The sequence below is a fragment of the Neorhizobium sp. BT27B genome (assembly GCF_050455485.1).
Taxonomy (GTDB): Bacteria; Pseudomonadota; Alphaproteobacteria; order Rhizobiales; family Rhizobiaceae; genus Neorhizobium.
Genome location: NZ_JBCIYT010000003.1, coordinates 58,906 through 76,250, shown reverse-complemented (window position 1 = coordinate 76,250; position 17,345 = coordinate 58,906). Strand labels below are relative to the sequence as shown.

The 17,345-nt window shown below is 60.7% G+C and carries 19 protein-coding genes; 9 read left to right on the top strand and 10 right to left on the bottom strand.

Annotation, left to right across the window (positions count from 1 at the left end; translation table 11 throughout):
- Positions 1–54: 54 nt before the first annotated feature.
- The gene (locus AAIH70_RS09095) at positions 55–1,647 is read right to left on the bottom strand and encodes an MFS transporter (RefSeq protein WP_132271933.1); all 1,593 of its coding nucleotides are present in this window, start codon (positions 1,645–1,647) and stop codon (positions 55–57) included.
- A 106-nt stretch (positions 1,648–1,753) separates the two neighbouring features.
- Between AAIH70_RS09095 and soxR the strand changes: the two genes are divergently transcribed.
- Entirely contained in the window at positions 1,754–2,284 is a 531-nt protein-coding gene (gene soxR / locus AAIH70_RS09090; protein WP_132271932.1) for a redox-sensitive transcriptional activator SoxR, read from the top strand.
- 11 nt (positions 2,285–2,295) lie between these two features.
- Here soxR and AAIH70_RS09085 read toward each other — a convergent pair whose 3' ends face one another.
- A complete protein-coding gene (locus AAIH70_RS09085; RefSeq protein WP_132271931.1) occupies positions 2,296–2,904 on the bottom strand; it encodes a DUF2026 family protein in 609 nt (202 codons plus the stop codon).
- A 324-nt stretch (positions 2,905–3,228) separates the two neighbouring features.
- Here AAIH70_RS09085 and AAIH70_RS09080 point away from each other — a divergent pair, with 324 nt between their 5' ends.
- Positions 3,229–4,326: an AbrB family transcriptional regulator gene (locus AAIH70_RS09080; RefSeq protein WP_430033874.1), complete on the top strand. Its 1,098-nt coding sequence runs from the start codon at positions 3,229–3,231 to the stop codon at positions 4,324–4,326.
- A 125-nt stretch (positions 4,327–4,451) separates the two neighbouring features.
- On the top strand, positions 4,452–4,715 hold the full coding sequence (locus tag AAIH70_RS09075; RefSeq protein ID WP_132271930.1) for a DUF982 domain-containing protein: 264 nt from the start codon (positions 4,452–4,454) through the stop codon (positions 4,713–4,715).
- Between the two features lie 10 nt (positions 4,716–4,725).
- Here the strand turns inward: AAIH70_RS09075 and AAIH70_RS09070 are convergent, their stop codons facing one another.
- Genes AAIH70_RS09070 through AAIH70_RS09060 form a run of 3 tightly spaced genes read right to left on the bottom strand, consistent with a single transcriptional unit; the run spans position 4,726 to position 7,747 of the window.
- Complete coding sequence (locus AAIH70_RS09070) at positions 4,726–4,923, bottom strand: heavy-metal-associated domain-containing protein (RefSeq protein WP_132271929.1); 198 nt, start codon at positions 4,921–4,923, stop codon at positions 4,726–4,728.
- Between the two features lie 11 nt (positions 4,924–4,934).
- Complete coding sequence (gene cueR, locus AAIH70_RS09065) at positions 4,935–5,348, bottom strand: Cu(I)-responsive transcriptional regulator (protein ID WP_132271928.1); 414 nt, start codon at positions 5,346–5,348, stop codon at positions 4,935–4,937.
- A complete protein-coding gene (locus AAIH70_RS09060) occupies positions 5,345–7,747 on the bottom strand; it encodes a heavy metal translocating P-type ATPase (protein WP_245519031.1) in 2,403 nt (800 codons plus the stop codon). Before AAIH70_RS09060 ends, cueR begins: the two co-directional genes overlap by 4 nt.
- Before the next feature lie 144 nt (positions 7,748–7,891).
- Between AAIH70_RS09060 and AAIH70_RS09055 the strand changes: the two genes are divergently transcribed.
- The gene (locus AAIH70_RS09055) at positions 7,892–8,227 is read left to right on the top strand and encodes a hypothetical protein (RefSeq protein ID WP_132271927.1); all 336 of its coding nucleotides are present in this window, start codon (positions 7,892–7,894) and stop codon (positions 8,225–8,227) included.
- A gap of 1 nt (position 8,228) precedes the next feature.
- The gene (locus AAIH70_RS09050; RefSeq protein ID WP_132271926.1) at positions 8,229–9,050 is read left to right on the top strand and encodes a nucleotidyl transferase AbiEii/AbiGii toxin family protein; all 822 of its coding nucleotides are present in this window, start codon (positions 8,229–8,231) and stop codon (positions 9,048–9,050) included.
- A gap of 3 nt (positions 9,051–9,053) precedes the next feature.
- Here AAIH70_RS09050 and AAIH70_RS09045 read toward each other — a convergent pair whose 3' ends face one another.
- Together AAIH70_RS09045 and AAIH70_RS09040 are read right to left on the bottom strand one after the other, a co-directional pair.
- Positions 9,054–10,160, bottom strand: coding sequence for a helix-turn-helix transcriptional regulator (locus AAIH70_RS09045; protein ID WP_132271925.1), 1,107 nt, complete (start codon positions 10,158–10,160; stop codon positions 9,054–9,056).
- Positions 10,161–10,291: 131 nt separating this feature from the next.
- Entirely contained in the window at positions 10,292–10,750 is a 459-nt protein-coding gene (locus tag AAIH70_RS09040; RefSeq protein ID WP_132271924.1) for a YcgN family cysteine cluster protein, read from the bottom strand.
- Between the two features lie 164 nt (positions 10,751–10,914).
- Between AAIH70_RS09040 and AAIH70_RS09035 the strand changes: the two genes are divergently transcribed.
- Complete coding sequence (locus tag AAIH70_RS09035) at positions 10,915–13,200, top strand: PBP1A family penicillin-binding protein (protein ID WP_132271923.1); 2,286 nt, start codon at positions 10,915–10,917, stop codon at positions 13,198–13,200.
- A 68-nt stretch (positions 13,201–13,268) separates the two neighbouring features.
- On the opposite strand, the gene AAIH70_RS09030 is transcribed toward AAIH70_RS09035, so the two are convergent.
- Positions 13,269–13,652, bottom strand: coding sequence for a hypothetical protein (locus AAIH70_RS09030; protein ID WP_430033868.1), 384 nt, complete (start codon positions 13,650–13,652; stop codon positions 13,269–13,271).
- Between the two features lie 178 nt (positions 13,653–13,830).
- Here AAIH70_RS09030 and AAIH70_RS09025 point away from each other — a divergent pair, with 178 nt between their 5' ends.
- Positions 13,831–14,526 carry an alpha/beta fold hydrolase gene (locus AAIH70_RS09025; RefSeq protein WP_132271921.1) on the top strand — a complete coding sequence of 232 codons (696 nt, stop codon included), beginning with the start codon at positions 13,831–13,833 and terminating at the stop codon, positions 14,524–14,526.
- A 14-nt stretch (positions 14,527–14,540) separates the two neighbouring features.
- Here AAIH70_RS09025 and AAIH70_RS09020 read toward each other — a convergent pair whose 3' ends face one another.
- Positions 14,541–15,704: a hypothetical protein gene (locus tag AAIH70_RS09020; RefSeq protein ID WP_132271919.1), complete on the bottom strand. Its 1,164-nt coding sequence runs from the start codon at positions 15,702–15,704 to the stop codon at positions 14,541–14,543.
- Between the two features lie 78 nt (positions 15,705–15,782).
- On the opposite strand from AAIH70_RS09020, the gene AAIH70_RS09015 reads away from it, so the two are divergent.
- Together AAIH70_RS09015 and AAIH70_RS09010 are read left to right on the top strand one after the other, a co-directional pair.
- Complete coding sequence (locus AAIH70_RS09015) at positions 15,783–16,370, top strand: DUF1214 domain-containing protein (protein WP_132271917.1); 588 nt, start codon at positions 15,783–15,785, stop codon at positions 16,368–16,370.
- Positions 16,363–16,911, top strand: coding sequence for a DUF1254 domain-containing protein (locus AAIH70_RS09010; RefSeq protein ID WP_132271915.1), 549 nt, complete (start codon positions 16,363–16,365; stop codon positions 16,909–16,911). Before AAIH70_RS09015 ends, AAIH70_RS09010 begins: the two co-directional genes overlap by 8 nt.
- Before the next feature lie 31 nt (positions 16,912–16,942).
- Here AAIH70_RS09010 and AAIH70_RS09005 read toward each other — a convergent pair whose 3' ends face one another.
- Positions 16,943–17,122: a hypothetical protein gene (locus AAIH70_RS09005; protein WP_132271913.1), complete on the bottom strand. Its 180-nt coding sequence runs from the start codon at positions 17,120–17,122 to the stop codon at positions 16,943–16,945.
- Between the last annotated feature and the right edge of the window lie 223 nt (positions 17,123–17,345).

Below are 17,345 nucleotides of genomic sequence, written 5' to 3'. Positions count from 1 at the left end.
ATTTGAGTTGCCGAGGGCAGCGGGGCACTCCGCTGCCCTTTTTCGTATGCGGGCTTAGCGCGGCAGTTTGACACCGAACGAAAACAGGAAGGCTATGCCGGCCCCGACTGCCGCAAGGCCGTAAAGCCAGAGTGACGGCAGGGCGATAGAGGGGGCAAGTGCGGCATCCGGCACACTGGCTTCCAGCTTGGCGACCAGACCGGTCGCTGTTGCCACCAGTCCGGCAAGACCGGCACCGATCGCGTAGCCCACAGTCGATACGGTTGGTAGCAAGGCCCCTGCCCGGTCGCGCTCCTGCGCAGGCGTGCCGGCCAGCGCTGCGCGATTGACATTGGCCCATGCCAGACCGAAACCGGTTCCGATCAGGATCTGGCTGACAATCACCAGCGCGATCATGTGCGACGTCAGGCCGATCGCGATGATGATGAAGCCCGCCAGCTGAAACAACGGCCCCATGCGGGTGCGCGCATCCTGGAGGCGTGGCGACGGATTGCGGCTGGCAAACACCGCAACAACGCTCCATGTGAGCGGCATCAACAGTACGACCGCGCCGACGGTGATCGGCCGGTAGTGCCAGATCTCCGAGATCGCCAGCGCCAGATAGACCGCACCAACGGAATGGCTGAGCGACATCAGCAGCAGCACCCAAAGTCCGCAGCCGAACACCGAGCGCGAGCCGAATGCCTGCGTCGGCAGCAATTTTGGCCCGATCCGTCCGTCGAACACCATGGCCAGCACGAAAAGAGCGACGCCGGCAATCACCGCAAGCGCCTGTCCCCAACCGGACGAGGCGACCGATGACAGCGACAGGACCAGCGCGCCGACGATCAGCATGCCGATCGCAAACGGGGCTGCGGCCACACGGTCGGCGGTGGATGGCGCGGGCTTGGCAATCGGAGCAAGTACGACAAGCAGGAGAAGGAAAGGCACGATGGCAAGGAAGGACATGCGCCAGGAAAACGCTTCCGTCAGCCAACCACCGACAATCGGGCCGAGCAGAGACGCCACTGCCCAGACCATCGCTTCCGCCGCGAAAACCTTGGAGATCAGACCGGGGCGAAAATTGCCGGGGATCAGGCTGTAGGCGATCGCCACGATCAGCCCGTCGGCAACACCCTGCAGCAGCCGTCCGGCAAGGATGAAACCAAAATTTTGCGCCGCCAGCGCAGCAAAGCCACCCAGCGCGAACAACAGGCACGAGACAAGCAGCGATGTGGAAAGGCCGACACGATCACGAAAGGCAGCAGCCCCCGTTCCGCCGGCAATCGAGCCGATGAAATAAAGGCTGTAGGCCCAGCTGAAAAACGCCGTGCCGCCAAGCTCCGCAGCCGCGAGTGGCATGGCCGCGACGATGGCAAACGAGTTGAAGGCATGCAGCCCTACCCCGGCCGATACCAGCGCCAGCATGACGGCATTGCGACCGGATAAAAGGGCCGACCAGTCGTCTGCGGGATCGGTCTGTGGTCTGTCGGCTGCTGCTTGAGCCTTCGTCTTCAATGTCGCCCCATTCGAACCAACGGCACTTGCGCCCTCTTCCATGCCGGTCTCTTCAGGCTCTCGCACCGCATTTTCCCCTTCGCATCGCTCGGCGAATTTTCCGCCGCGCTCGGAAATGCGCTGCCTGAGATTTTCTTCTACCGTGTCCATCCTCTGCCTTCCAGTTGGGGGACTGCATGGGCACGTTTCAAAAAAGCGCTGCCATTCCCGAAATCATGCTGTACGATCTCAACCTTACTTGAGGTCAAGATGCAAAATGGCAAAATCGAAACCACCGGGCGATGCCGGTGCAAGTGCAGGCTACACCTCTGTCGAGAGCCTAAGTCCACGCATCCGTGCCAGTGATGGCGTCAGTGTCGGTTTCGTGGCGGAGCGATCCGGCGTCGCCGTTTCGGCCCTTCATTTTTACGAGCAGGAGGGGCTGATCCGCAGCTGGCGCAACGGCGCCAACCATCGCCGCTACGATCGTGACGTGTTGCGGCGGGTGGCGGTGATCCGGGTCGCCCAGAAGGCCGGCGTCCCGTTGAAGGAAATCGCCAGGGCCCTCGCCACGCTGCCGCAAAGCCGCACACCGAATGCCCATGACTGGGAAAAACTGTCGACCGGATGGAAAGCCGAACTCGATGCGCGCATCGAACGCCTCACGCGTCTGCGCGACGAACTGAACGGCTGCATCGGCTGTGGCTGCCTGTCGCTAAAAAACTGCCCGCTTCGAAACCCCGACGACCGGCTGGCCGCCGGAGGGCATGGCCCGGTCTTGCTGGAAGAGTTGAAGGCCGATGAGTAAGCGAGCAGGCGTTACCAGCTGCCGGCAAGCGGATTGCCAGACAGGGAAACGGTTCTTGCCTTGCCGTCACGATCGCTGAGTGAGAGCGAAGCCGGCATCTGTCGTGGCGACTTGCGGAACCAGCCGGCGGCAACGGATGCAAGGTCGCCGATTGCGCCATGTTTGTGCCATTCGGCGAAACGGCGAGACATTGCCTCGGCTTCCACCTGATAGAAAAAATCGCCGGACTGGTTGAGCGCGTTGATGCCGGATGCCATCTCGGCGAGCGGCCGCTGGAACATTTTGGACGCCACCGCCAGTTCGGGCACGGTCTGCGGAAAGGCCGGCGCCATGAAATCGATCGCCCAGCCATCGGCCTCCACCCAGCAATGAAAATTCTCGCCGGCACCGGTCACATATCCGTCTTCGCGATGGTCTGCGAACAGCAGCATCGCGCCGCCGAGATTATAGGCCGCCAGCCCGCCCTTCGGCTTCGCCTTTATCTTGAAATGGTGCTCCAGAATGAAGGCGCCAAAGGTGGAGAAATACATGGCGGCCGTTGCCGGATCGGCATTGTTGGCGGTGAGCAGGCTATGGATCACCTTGTAAATCCGATGGTAGTCGCTCTGCTTGATCAACATGGGCCTTCATCCGCAAAATTCTGTTCTGGCGCGGTGACTATGCGAGAGCGGGCGAGATGTAAACGCCGACACAGGAAATCCCTCGCGCAAATCGACCATGCCGGGCACAGGCACAACCGGGAGGAAATATCTTGCGGCACCGCAGCATCAGTTGCTCATCGGATAGATGGCATTGCATCGATTTCGCCCCTGCCAGCCTTGCGAGCTGTCCGAGAACGTGATTACCACGAGGGCGCCCGGGCATAACCCGGCATCCAGCCTTTTGCGGAATACCGGTTGTCTCTGTGCCGCCGGATCCGGTCCGCGCCATTCACGGAGCATGTTTTGACCGAGAGAAATCCAGCAGGCCGCGCCTTCGAGGCAAAGCGACCCGCCACATGGCCCGTTCCGCTGCGCTGGATCGCCCTGCTTCTCGTCTCCGCCGTCATCGTTTTTCTTCTGGAATTGATGCATCTGCCCGCCGCACTGCTGCTGGGGCCGATGGCGACGGCCGTGCTGATGGCGACGATGGGCGGTGGCGTGCGTATCGGCAGCCGCGCGTTCACCTCCGCACAGGGCATTATCGGCATGATGATCGCCAGCAACATGCCACTGTCGCTGTTCAGCGAACTGAAGTCCGACTGGCCGATCTTTATCGTCGGCGTGTTCTCCACCGTGGCCGCGGCAGCATTTCTCGGCTGGTTGATGGCGCGCACAAAACTCTTTCCGGGCACGACAGCCATCTGGGGCTCCTCGCCCGGTGCCGCCTCCGCCATGACGCTGATGTCAGCCGGTTATGGTGCAGACATGCGCCTCGTTGCCTTCATGCAATATGTTCGCGTCGTCTGTGTCGTGCTGGCCGCCACCATCGTCGCCCGCTTCATGGGCGTCACCATCGTCGAGGAACAGGCAACCGTCTGGTTTCCGCCGGTGGATTGGCTGGCCTTCGCCGCAACCATCGCTGCAGCACTTGTCGCGTCCTGGGTCGGCATGCGCTTGAAAGTTCCGGGTGGTCCGCTGCTTCTGCCGCTAGCCGCCGGCATGGTGCTGAAATTTTCCGGCGTTATGCCGATCGTGCTGCCGCCATGGGTTCTGGCCATCAGCTTTGCCGCCATCGGCTGGGGCATCGGCATGCGCTTCACCCGCGAAGTGGTGGCCCACGCCGCCCGCGCCCTGCCCCGCGTGCTGCTCTCGGTGTTTTCGCTCATCGCAATCTGCGGCTGCTTCGCCGCCGGCCTCGTCCATTTCGCCGGCATTGATCCGCTGTCCGCCTATCTTGCCACCAGCCCCGGTGGCGCCGACAGCGTCGCCATCATTGCCGCCTCCACCAATGTCGATGTGCCCTTCGTGATGGCCATGCAAGTAACGCGCTTCATCTTCGTCGTCATCACCGGTCCGGCAACCGCACGCCTGCTTTCGCGTAGCTCACAAATACACAAATAATCTGATATATACTCTCATTCAGTAATTTATTAGATAAATCGAATTTAACGGGACAGCGGAATCCACCCATGATATTTTGGGCAGCGACCTGATTTGCGAGCGCATGGCGCCGGGAGGCTTTGGCTATGGACGCTGTTTTCAGAGTGGATTTCGAGTTGAGATGGAACATGCCGGTTTATGTCCTGCATGACGACGGCTCGGAGCAGCCGATTTTCGGGCCACACGACGCTCTTCGTTACCTGCGCGAATGCCCGACGACAGGACCGAAGGAAAATTACGAACTGGCGATGGACGCCTGCGAACGCTGCATGAACCGAGAAATTGACCGGGCCCTGGCGCGTGCGCTGTTCGTGGTGGCCTATACGAATTTGGCGATGATGCGGATGTGATCCGACAGGCTTAACCCGCCCGCTCCGGCGAATAGCCTGCCTCGCGGATCGCTTCTTCCGCCGTCGCTGCATCGCCCTCCACAGTCACCGTGTGGGTGGAGAGATCGATGCTGACGGCGGCATCCGGAAGCACGTCGGCGAGTGCACCGCGCACGGTCTTTTCGCAATGGCCGCAGGTCATGTCGGAAACGGTGAAAATGGCTGTCATGTCAAAACTCCTTATACGTTATGGGTATGGGCTTGGCTGTCGCCCGCCAGATCATCGAGGATCGGGCAATCCGGGCGATGATCGCCGCCGCAACAATGCGAAAGATGTTTCAGCGTCTTCACCATGCCCTGCATTTCGGCAATGCGGCGCTCGAGGTCATTGATATGGCTCGTCGCGACATCCTTGACGGCGGCGCTGGTGCGGCTTTTGTCCTGCCACAGTTTCAGCAGCGTTTCGGTCTCTTCCAGCGAAAAGCCCAGCGAGCGGGCGCGCTTGATGAACCGCAGCACATGCACCTGATCGGCGCCGTAAACCCGGTAATTGTTGCCGGTGCGCGCGGGCGGCGCGATCAGGCCGATCTCCTCGTAATAACGGATCATTTTTGCGGAAACGCCGGAAGCCTCGGCGGCCTGTCCGATATTCATGTCGCCTCTCCGATTGTCACGGTTTTCAGCCTCAGTGCATTGGCAAGAACAAAGGTGCTCGACAGCGCCATCGCCGCCGCCCCGATCATCGGCGAAAGTGTCAGGCCGAAAGCCGGGTAGAAGACGCCGGCGGCCAGCGGGATCAGCGCCACGTTGTAACCGAACGCCCAGAACAGGTTCTGACGGATGTTCTTTATCGTCGCACGGCTGATGGCAATGGCAGAGACGATGCCGGTCAGCTCGCCGCCGACCAGCACCACGTCGGCACTTTCGATCGCTACATCCGTGCCGGTGCCGATGGCGATGCCGATATCGGCCTCAGCCAGCGCCGGTGCATCGTTGATGCCATCGCCGACAAAGGCGAGTTTCCTGCCGTCACCGCGCAGGTCATGAATGGCGGCGACCTTGCCCTCCGGCAGCACTTCCGCAACGACCTTGGTAATGCCGACCTGTGCGGCAATCGCCTTCGCGGTCAACGCATTGTCACCGGTCACCATCGCGACTTCGATGCCCTGCGCCTGCAATGCCTTGATGGCGACCGCACTCGACGCTTTCAGAGGATCGGCGACGGCGATGATCGCTGCAAGACTGCCGTCGACGGCAGCGTAAAGCGGCGTTTTACCCTCATTGCCGAGACGGGCCGCACTATCGGCAAAAGGCGTGACCGAAAGCCCGAGCTTTTCCATGAATCGATCGGCCCCGACGGCAACCATGTGGCCATTCACCTGAGCGGAAATCCCGTAGCCGGTGGTGGATTCGAATTTTTGCGCCTCCGCCACGCCCAGCCCCCTCGCCTCAGCGGCCTTGACGATCGCCTCGGCAATCGGGTGTTCGGAACGGCTTTCCACCGCCGCCACCAGCGCCAGCACGTCATCGCCGGCAAAACCATCGGCAACCAACAGGTCCGTCAGTTCCGGCCGGCCCTTGGTGACGGTGCCGGTCTTGTCGACCACGACGAGATCGATGCCGGAGAGCGTCTGCAATGCTTCGCCTTTGCGAAACAGCACGCCGAGTTCGGCCGCACGCCCGCCACCCACCACGATCGACACCGGCACCGCCAGCCCCATGGCGCAGGGGCAGGCAATGATGAGCACGGCCACGGCGCTGATCAGCGCATGGGTGAGAACCGGCTGCGGCCCGATCAGCAACCACGCCACAAAAGTCAGCACGGCGAGCACCATAACGGCCGGCACGAACCACGCGGTGACGCGATCCACCAGCGCCTGGATCGGCAGTTTTGCCCCTTGCGCCTGCTCCACCAGCCGGATGATGCCGGACAGAACGGTATCGCGGCCGACTTTTTCGGCGCGGAAACGGAAGGATCCGGTGCGGTTCACCGTGCCGCCGGTCACGGTTGCGCCTGCGGTTTTCTCCACCGGCAGCGGCTCGCCTGAAATCATCGATTCATCGACATTCGACTGACCATCGATGACGGTGCCATCGACAGGCAAGCGTTCACCGGGGCGGATGACGAGAATATCGCCGACCACGACATCCGCCGTGGGGATATCCAGAACCTGCCCACCGCGCTCGACACGCGCGGTCTTCGCCTGCAGGCCGGCCAGTTTGCGGATCGCCTCACCGGTGCGCCCCGTCGCCCGCGCTTCCAGCAGACGGCCGAACAGGATGAGCGTGACGATGACGGTCGCCGCTTCGTAATAGACGTGCTGCGCATCATGGGGCAGCAGATCCGCCGCGAAGGTCGTCACCAGAGAATAACCATAGGCCGCCAGCACGCCGACCGCGACCAGCGAATTCATCTCCGGGTGGCCACGCAGCAGCGCCGGCAGACCGAGCCGCAGGAAGCGCAAACCGGGCCAGAAAATCACCGCCGTCGCCAGCGCGAAATAGAGATAATAAAGGGTCTGCGTGTCGATCACCTCCATCAGCCAGTGATGGAAGGGCTCATAGGCATGGCCGGTCATTTCCAGAACGAACAACGGCAGGGTGAGGACAAAGGCGATGACGAGATCGCGCTTCAGGACGGCTTCCTCGCCTTCATGCATGTGGGCATGGTCATGATCGACGGCGCCTGATGTTTTCCCGCCCCCCGAAACCTCGACATGGCCATCGTGATCAACATGATCGCTGACGGAAGCCGGAATCTCCGGCACGATCCGACCTGAATCGCGCAATGCCTGCAGCATCGCACCCGCCGGGATGTCATAACCCAGCTTGTGGATCGCCTTTTCAAGCGTCAGCGGATCGAACCCCTCACCCGTTTCCACCGTGAGTTTTCGGGTGGCGAAATTGACGATGCTTTTTTCCACCCCCGCCACCTTTGCCGCACCCGTTTCCACACGGCGGACACAGGAAGCGCAGGTCATCCCTTCCACCGGTATGGTCAGCGGCTCGATGGGCATAACGGGTTTGGTGAGCAGTTCGATGGGTGTGTTCATGGCGAAGCGGGATCCTTTCGCAGCACCATGTAGGCCTTCCCATCATGGGAAGGTCAAGGGCGTGGGTGTAGGATTATTTGCTCCGATTGTCGAACCTTGCAGCGTATCCCGGATACGGGTAAACTTTTCACAGAGGAAAAGGCAATGGCAATTCACGACAGGATCAAGCGATATCGTGTAAGCGGCGGCGCGGCAGACCTCGTCCGGGTGGAAGTCCTTGTGCCATCGCACAAACGGCAGGACATTCTGGACAACGCCGCTACCTTGCGCGCGGGACACCGGCAGAAAAAACAACGACTGCAGGAACTGATGGACCGGGCACTGCAACTCTACAGCCTGCGTATTCTCGACAATATCGACCTCGATCGATTGCCAGACATCCACGATCGATCAAGGGTTATCGCAAATGCATTGATGGAACGTGGGGATGCACGTGCCTTTGCCATCGGTCGTCGTCTGCTTGCGGAGATGGAAAGCTGATATGGCCCCCACATCGCTTCAAAAGGCCATCATGGAGATCCTCGCGCAGAACCGCTCGGCATCCAGCTACCTGGCAGGCGGCGTGGTTCTCAATCGGGATTGGCCACGACAATCCGATGACATCGATATTTTTCAAGATACGGACGAGGAAATCGGTTCCGTGGCCACAAGAGATATCGACAACCTGCGACGACACGGCTTCGACGTATCGATCGATGTCTTCATATATGGCTGCGTTGAAGCCTCAGTCGGACGCGATGGTGAAGCGACCCTGATACAATGGATGAGCGAAGCGCGGCAGCGCTTCATGCCGCTGGTTGACGATCCGGGATGTGGCATCCGCCTGCATCAGGCCGATCTTGCCGTCAACAAAGTGCTGGCTGCCTCCACACGCCGCAAGGCACGTGATTATGTCGATCTCCTTTTGATCGAGGAGAATTTCTGCCTGCTCGGCCCCATCATCATGGCCGCAGCGGGCAAACCACCGCATTTTTCGCCTGTGCGGATCATCGACGAAATACGCCACAAAGGGCTGTCCATCGCTTCCGAGGACTACCAGTCGGTAAAAGGGCTTCCAACCGATTATGATCCGGCATCCATTCGTGAAAAGCTTGAGCGCGCCTTACAGAATGCGCAAGCCTATATCCGCATAGCCCCAATCGATCTTGTCGGATTGTTGGCGGTCGATGCCGATGGCAGGCCGATCGAGGTCCATGCAGACACAGCTGCGCCTTACGAAATCAGACGCGCCTCGATCCAGACAGAGATCATGCCGGCATTTGCCGATCAACCCGGCCCTTGGCAGGTACCATCTGACGGATAGTCCTCAAAATCCGCCCGGTCCGCTACCCGGCGCATTCAGCCCGGACAGCAGCAACACCAGTTCGGCCTGCCGCGTCGTGCCGGTCTTGTGCATGATGCGTTTCAGGTGCGAGCGCGCGGTTTCCACCGAAACGCCGAGCGAGGCTGCCACCATTTCCGGCGTATGGGCCATGGCGATGCCGCGGGCGACGCGGGCTTCGGCGGGTGTCAGGTCGAACAGGCCGCAGAGCACGCGCATGTCCGGCGGCCCCACCTGCCCGACTTCGGTGACGGCCAGAACCGCCATGGCGCGGGAAAAGATGTCGCGGGCGGCACGACGGATGGGCAGGAGATGCAGGATCAACGGCGGCACACCGTCATCGCCCAGCATCGGTACCGATTGCACCGTCGGTTCCGCCTGAGCGCGGTAACGGGCAATCGCCTCGTCGAGCAGAACGCGTGCACCCACACTTTCCAGCACCAGCCGGTTTCCCGCGGCCGTGCGGATGCGCGGCGACAGCGCCTCCAGTTCCGGGTTCATCGCCAGCGCCTGACCGGCATCGCCGATCACCACGGCCGGCAATCCGATCATCGACAGCGTCTCGGTCATCGAGCGCGCTTCCCTGAAGGCGAGGCGAGACGCCATATAGGCGGCGCGGGAAATATCCGGCTTCAGCAGGTTGAGATGCTGCAACTGCTCCGGCGAAAAATGATCAAGCCCGAAGGCGCGCATCAGGGTGATGACGACAATATGGCCGGTCGGTTCCTGAAACGCATATCCCGCCTCCCATTCCATGCCGTGCGGATGGATGAAATCGCGGTTGATCGCGTCATTGGCATATTCTTCGGGCGACAGAATGTCCGTGGTGCGGGCAAACGAGAACGGATACCGCTCCATCGCCCGGATAGGCCGCAGATTGTTGAAGCGATGTTCGCTCTCGATGAAACCGGCAAAGGCATCGGCGATATTGGGCGTCGTCACATAACGGTGCTTGCCGATCGTATCGACGGTGAAGATCGATGCCGTCGATGATCCGACCGTATCCGCAAGCGCGGTACAGGCATCGCCCCACAGTTCGGGGATCATCGCCGCCTCGTAAAGACGGTCAGCCAATGTGCTTTCAGCGTTCATCACCCACCCACGATACGCTATCGGACCCAACTTGGCCTTTCGGTTGTATCGCTGCAGACCTTATCAGTACATCAGCAAAATGGCGTAGACATCCGTATGTTCCGACGGGGCAACCGGCGCACTGTCAATTTTCAGGCCTTTTCACCGACATGCATCGGCCAGTCGACGAGATAATCCTCGAAATCATCTACATCGACATCCTTCTCGCTGACGGTGCGATCCTTGGCCGAGATGCCGGCGATATGCACCGTTTCGGGATCGCCCGAGATCAGCGGATGCCACCATTTGAGGTCCTCGCCGTCGCGCACGAGGCGATAACCGCAGGTCGGCGGCAGCCAGCCAATGTCGCGCACCTCTTGCGGCGTCAGCTGAATACAGTCCGGCACAGTCGCCTGCCGGTTGGGATAGTCCGAACAGCGACAGGTCGAACCGTCGAGCAGGCGACAGGCAACCGAGGTGAAGGCCACCGCGCCGGTTTCCCAGTCCTCCAGCTTGTTGAGACAACAGAGACCGCAACCGTCGCAGAGGCTTTCCCACTCGGCGGGCGAAAACTCTTCCAGCTGTTTCGTCTTCCAGAATTGTTCGACCATGATTTGTTTTATTTTCGCAACGCGGATCGCAAATAATTATCCCGAAAGCGAGACCAGCGGCGCGTCATATCTCGCCGGTCAACCTTTTATAAGCTAATGCTTCCTAAGGGAGATGCTGGCAGCTTTTGATCCTTCTGCAAGGAAGCGTCAAGGCTCGGTTGAAAATGAGACGTGGGAGCGCCGGCGTGCACAACGAAAATGGCTCCGAAGAGAGCCGCAAGACGGCACCGGGTAACGGACCTGAAAAGGCTCGTCCGCAGCGCAAACGTCATTTTTTCCTGAAACTCGACAGCTGGATCGATTCAACCGTCTGGAATCTCGGCTTCAAGCTGGCCGAGACATGGGAGGAGATCACCATCTTCTTCCGCCGTTTTCGCGTGCGCGGCTGGAAACGTCTCGGTTTCGAACTGGCCGGCGAAGCGATGACCTTTGGCACCGCCGGCGCGGTCGTGCTTCTGACGCTTGCCCTGCCCGCCTTCGAGGAAACCAAGGAAGACTGGCGCAACCGCGGCGATTTCGCCGTCACCTTCCTCGATCGCTACGGCAACGTGGTCGGCCATCGCGGCATCATCCATGAGGATTCAGTGCCCGTCGACGAATTGCCGGATCACCTGATCAAGGCGGTGCTGGCCACCGAAGACCGGCGTTTCTTCGACCATTACGGCATCGATTTCATCGGCCTTGGCCGCGCCATGAGCGAAAATGCCAAGGCGGGCGGTGTCGTGCAGGGTGGCTCGACGCTGACGCAGCAGCTGGCAAAAAACCTGTTTCTGACCAACGAACGCTCGATCGAACGCAAGATCAAGGAAGCGTTTCTGTCGGTCTGGCTGGAAGTGAACCTGTCGAAGAAGGAAATCCTGTCGCTCTATCTCGACCGCGCCTATATGGGCGGCGGCACATTCGGAGCAGCGGCTGCATCGCAATTCTATTTCGGCAAGAACATCACCGAGGTCAATCTGGCCGAAAGCGCCATGCTGGCCGGCCTGTTCAAGGCGCCGGCCAAATATGCACCGCATGTCAACCTGCCGGCCGCCCGCGCGCGCGCCGCAGAAGTGCTGACCAATCTCGTGCAGAGCGGCATGATGAGCGAAGGCCAGGTCGTGGCCGCGCGCCGCAACCCGGCAACCGCCATCGACCGAGCGGAAGTGACCGCCCCCGATTATTTCCTCGACTGGGCGTTTGACGAAGTGCAGCGGCTCGCGGCAACGGGAAAAATCCATCAGCGCTCCGTCGTGGTGCGCACCACCGTCGACACCGGCCTGCAGCAGGCAGCGGAAGCGGCAATGGAATCCGGCCTTCGCGAATTCGGCGAGAGCTACCGCGTCAAGCAGGGCGCGCTTGTGATGATCGAAAACGGCGGCGCCGTGCGCGCCATGGTCGGCGGTCGTGATTACGGCGAAAGCCAGTTCAACCGCGCCACCAAGGCGCTGCGCCAGCCCGGCTCGTCGTTCAAGCTCTACACCTATACCGCCGCCATGGAGCGCGGTTTTACGCCGGAAACGATGATTTCCGACGCACCGATCACCTGGCGTGGCTGGTCGCCACAGAACTATGCGCGATCCTACAAAGGCAGGGTCAGCCTGCTGACGGCAATGGCACAGTCGCTCAACACCGTGCCGGTTCGCCTTGCCAAGGATGAACTCGGCACCGACCTGATCGCCGACACCGCTATCAAGATGGGCGTGGAAACACCGCTGCGCCGCGACAAGACCATTCCGCTCGGCACCTCGGAAGTGACCGTCATGGATCAGGCAACCGCCTATGCGGTGACGCCGGCCGGTGGCATGCAGTCACGCCGCCATGGCGTCGAGCAGGTGATCAATTACGAAGGCGAAGTTCTCTACGACTTCAACCGTGACGAACCGGCGGCGAAACGCGTGGTGTCCGAACAGGCGACCTCGTCGATGAACCGTATCCTCACGCAAATCCCGGTAATCGGCACGGCAAGGCGCGCGGCCCTTGATGGCGGCGTCGTCACCGGCGGCAAGACCGGCACCTCGCAGAGCTATCGCGACGCCTGGTTCATCGGCTTCACCGGCAATTACACGACCGCCGTCTGGTTCGGAAATGACGACTTCACCTCGATGAACAACATGACCGGCGGTGCGCTTCCGGCCATGACCTTCAAGAAATTGATGGATTACGCCCATCAGGGCATCGAGTTGCGTCCCATCCCCGGCATCGAGAACCCGCTGCCGCATGGCAACCACGCCACCGGCCCGAGCATCGCCGATGCCAGCCACAAGGGCGGCGAACCGATCGCGCCGGCACTGGTGCGTCCGCGCACACTGTCGGCTGAAACGGCACGCGTGCTGCGCGGCATTGCGGAAGGCTTGAAGGGCGCCGGCCCGATTGTCGCCGGCGCTGCTCCCGGCACTGTCTCCGACACCGCCCCTGCCCGCCCTCAGACGGCAAAAGTGACGCCGATCCGGCTGGATGTGAAACCATAAGATCGCAGTCGTCGTCCACGAGCCGACGCTTCAGGCCGCGGACAGCAATTCCGCGGCCCCTATTTCCATCAGGCGTACCGCATCCTCTCGACGCTTTCGACAATGATAACCCGCGCAAGCACGCCATAAACGACAGACAGCAACGCCGCCCGCAGTGGCGATGGCCATACCATCTCATCCGTTGCGTAGGAGGATGACAGCAAGGAAACGACCAAGTTGACCAGCGTTGTGATGATGACCATGCCGATAAGCAGGACCGAACGGTTCTGCGACAGGACACACCGGAATGTCACCGGATCCGGTGCTCCCCCGAGCACCGCATGCGCCTGCCGGCTCATCGAAAGCAGGATGGCAACAACAAAGAAAAGCAATCCGAGAAGATTATCGATTCCATCCGCAGTCGGATTCCAGTCGACCACCTGCGAAAGAATATTGCCCGTGCCGGCGAGCACTGCAAGCAACGCCGAATAGCAAGCTCCAAATATTACAAATACTCTGATTTTAATACCACACCCCTTTGGCGCAGGAGGTATCAGGAGACCTATAACGGGCTTATAAGTCGAGATATAAAAATCTATACATTTTCGAAATACACACAATACTGCCGCGCAACACCCAAGGAAACACCATATGCCCCTGCTGCTGATCCCCGGTTTCATGCTCGATGCCGATCTCTGGCGCGACGTCGAACCGGCGCTGGCGCAATGGGGACCCGTCGTCCACGCCGTGGCGACCGAGGGCGATACACTCGCGGAAATGGCCGGCCACATTCTCCGGGACGCGCCACAGACATTCACCCTGATCGGCTTTTCGATGGGCGGCTATATCGCCCGCGAGATTTTCCGGCAGGCACCGGAACGGGTGGAAGCCCTTATCCTGATCGCCACTTCGGCACGCGGCGATAGCGAGGTGCAGGCCAAGCGCAAGCAGGCACTTTTCAGCCAGCCGGACGGCGTCACCTTTCGCGGCTTGAGCACCGCCGCCGTCGCCTCCTCGCTTCATCCCGACAATACCGGCCGCAGCGATCTCATCAGCCGCATCCAGGAAATGGGCCAGCGCCTCGGCGGACCAGTGTTCCGGCGGCAATCGCTGCTCGAACGTCGCGACGAGCGTCAAGAGCTGCAGATGATCACCTGCCCGACGCTGGTCATCTCGGGTGATGAGGACCGGCTGCGATCACGCGAGGAAGCGCTTGAACTGCATGAGGGAGTTTCCGGCTCGGCTTTTGCGGTGATCGAAGGGACCGGTCACATGATACCGCTGGAAGAACCGGAAAGGCTGGCAGAGGTCGTGAATGGGTGGCTGGGGGAGCGGCAGCGAAAATAGCCCAGGCGGCGGTTTCATCCGTCCGTACCAAGGCCCTGTTGAGTTTCTTCCGCCAGCATCCTCTGCAGATATTCCAGGCGAAACTGGATGCTCGGCTTCGGGTCGCCAGAGAGCTCTTTGAGACATCTGACAATCAACGGCTGGAAACCCGGATCCCGGCGATGCCGGATCACTGCATCAAGGGCTTCCTTGCGAACCGCATTGGCACGGTCACCGAGGGCACACGCGACGACCGAACTCACATCATAGCCGCCGACAGACCGTTCGCCCATGTCGGGGACCATCCGGAACATGCCGGCAGACTTGTCCACCCATTGCCGCGACCACGTCCCCAACGGAAAACGCACGTAAGCGGCACTCAGATAGTTCACGGCAATGGCCCTGATATGCGGTTGGCTTGCATGCACGGCAAGAAAGGGCAAAAGCGGATCGACATGCCGGCTCTGGCAAACGATCCCGAAAACACCGCCCGCTTTGCTGCGTTTTTCCGATACCAGGCGGTTCACCAATGCCTCAACAAGATCGCGACGCTCCATAACTGCTTCGCGAAAATCGTTTGTACCGGCCCAACGAAGCCAGTGCCTCGAATTGATCAGCAAGACCCACACAGCCGGAAGCAAAACCTCTATGGACGTCTTGTCAAAACAGCGCGCGAATGTCTGCCTGGCGGCGGCCCGGACCTCTGGTGACCAGTCATTGAGGCGCGACACAAGCCCGTAAAAGACCACAGGCAGGGTAATCGCACCATCCAGCACCTTGAGCGCCACCTCGCGGACACGCCCGTCGCCGTGAAAGATGAACGCATTGGCCAGTTCGGGACGCCTGGCCAGCGACACAGATCCGGCCTCACGACGATCACCATGATGTCGGCTGCCATCCATCCAGTGGAACAGATGAAAACCATTGCGGATTTCTCTTTCGATTGATGCAAACTGCAAAGGATCGTCCTGCGCTCGCAGAAAGACAATCAGACGATCATCGTCAGCATCCTGGAGCGCCTGCGTATCGCTCGGCGCCTTGCCACGCAATGTGACAAGCCGCTTCAGGAAATCGTACCAGTGCATGAAAATTCCTTGTGCCGCGAAACATGGCGGGCACAGACTTGATAGCCCCGGATCACTGGTTTGGCAAAAGCATCTGCCGCGAGAAAGCAGGATCATTCGGGCATAAGGGCGCATGGCAGCACCCTCCCCGGTTCCTTCCAGCCAGAATCAATGCTAATCCTCGGCCACCGTCCGCGAGGTCCAGAATAAAACGTGCTGCGTGTTCCCCTTCTCATTGCCATTTCGCTTGCCATCGCCTTCGGCGGCGGCATCTGGTCGACGCTGGTGGCGCTTGAGGCCACGATCGGGTTCGGTGCGATCAAGCTCGGCGCCTGGGAGGCTTTTCCACGCGCGCAGACTGCCGATGCCGATCCTTATGCAAAATCGCACCGCGCCAATGCCGGCAAGCTGCTTTACGGCACCGCCGAAGGTCTGACGTTTACCGCAGCTGTCGATGAAACCGGCGCCCGCCTTGATGGCAATTGCACCTATCGGATGACCGGACATACGCCACCGGCGCGGCTGTGGACGCTGTTCACCAACGATGCCAACGGGCGGCCGCCCTCCGAAAGTGCCGAACTGCCGGCAGCGCTCAATTCCCGCACGGTGCTGCGCGGTGCCAATGGTGATTTTTCCGTCGATATCTCCGCATCCGCCCAGCCCGGAAACTGGTTGTCCGTTGCGCCGCATCAGCCTTTCCGGCTGGTCCTGACGCTGTTCGACACCCCGACCGCCGGCAGTTCCGGCCTGATCGACCTGTCCATGCCGAAAGTGCAGAAAATCGGGTGCGGCAATGCTTAAAATCCTGCTTGCCATCGTCGTCGGCCTTGTCGGCGCGGCGCTGCTGCATCTCGTCATCGTGCTGTCGCTGCCGTATTTCAGCGATCGTGACGCCTATAGCCGTGTGATTTCGGAGGGTGAGCCGTTCACCTTCCATATTCTCGAACAGAAACCCGATGATGCCGGTCTGGCGCAGGAGGATCCGTTCCTCGAAACCGCCGTCTGTTCCTTCGATACGGAAGAGCGTCCGGTGCGGTTCAGCGCGGGTTCGGGCGTGCCGTTCTGGTCGCTGGCGGTTTATGATCCGGCATCGAACGAGACGTTTTCGATCAACGACCGAACATCGTCCGGCGGCAAGCTGGATGTGATCGTCGCCACGCCGCTGCAAGCCACGGCCCTGCGCAAGGCGATGCCCGAGGGACTGAACCAGTCCATCCTTATCGAGACCCCGTTGACGCAAGGGTATGCGGTGTTGCGGGCCATGGCACCACAACCGAGCTACCGGCCCATGGCCGCAGCTTTTCTGTCCTCTGCCGGCTGCCTGCCGGCGGAATGGCGTTAAGCGCCCGCGACGGAACTCCGTCGTTTTTTTCTCAGTTCTGCTCGGCCCGAACCGGCGCCAGATCCATGGAGCGATGATCGTTCACTTCGCGCCGCTCATAGCGAACGCCGGTGTAGATCAACACCTTTGCCGGTGCGGTATGCGGCGATCTTGCCGGAACTCTGCCGGGATGCTGTTCACGCCATGCTTTCAGGACAATTACATTGGCCATTACACGTCTCCATTGGGGTTTCGAGACGGATGAAGGACGGACCGATTTCACCCTGCCCTTTTCAGGGGCCGGCGCATCCTCGTTTCCGGGGCATCTGCGCCTTTCTCGTCAGCATGTCCGGTTCTTCCTGAACGGGACTTAGCGACATTCCATCCTGACCTGAAACCGGAAGTTGCCGAATTTTCGGATTTTCCGTTTCAAGAAGCCTCCGCAACTCAAGGGT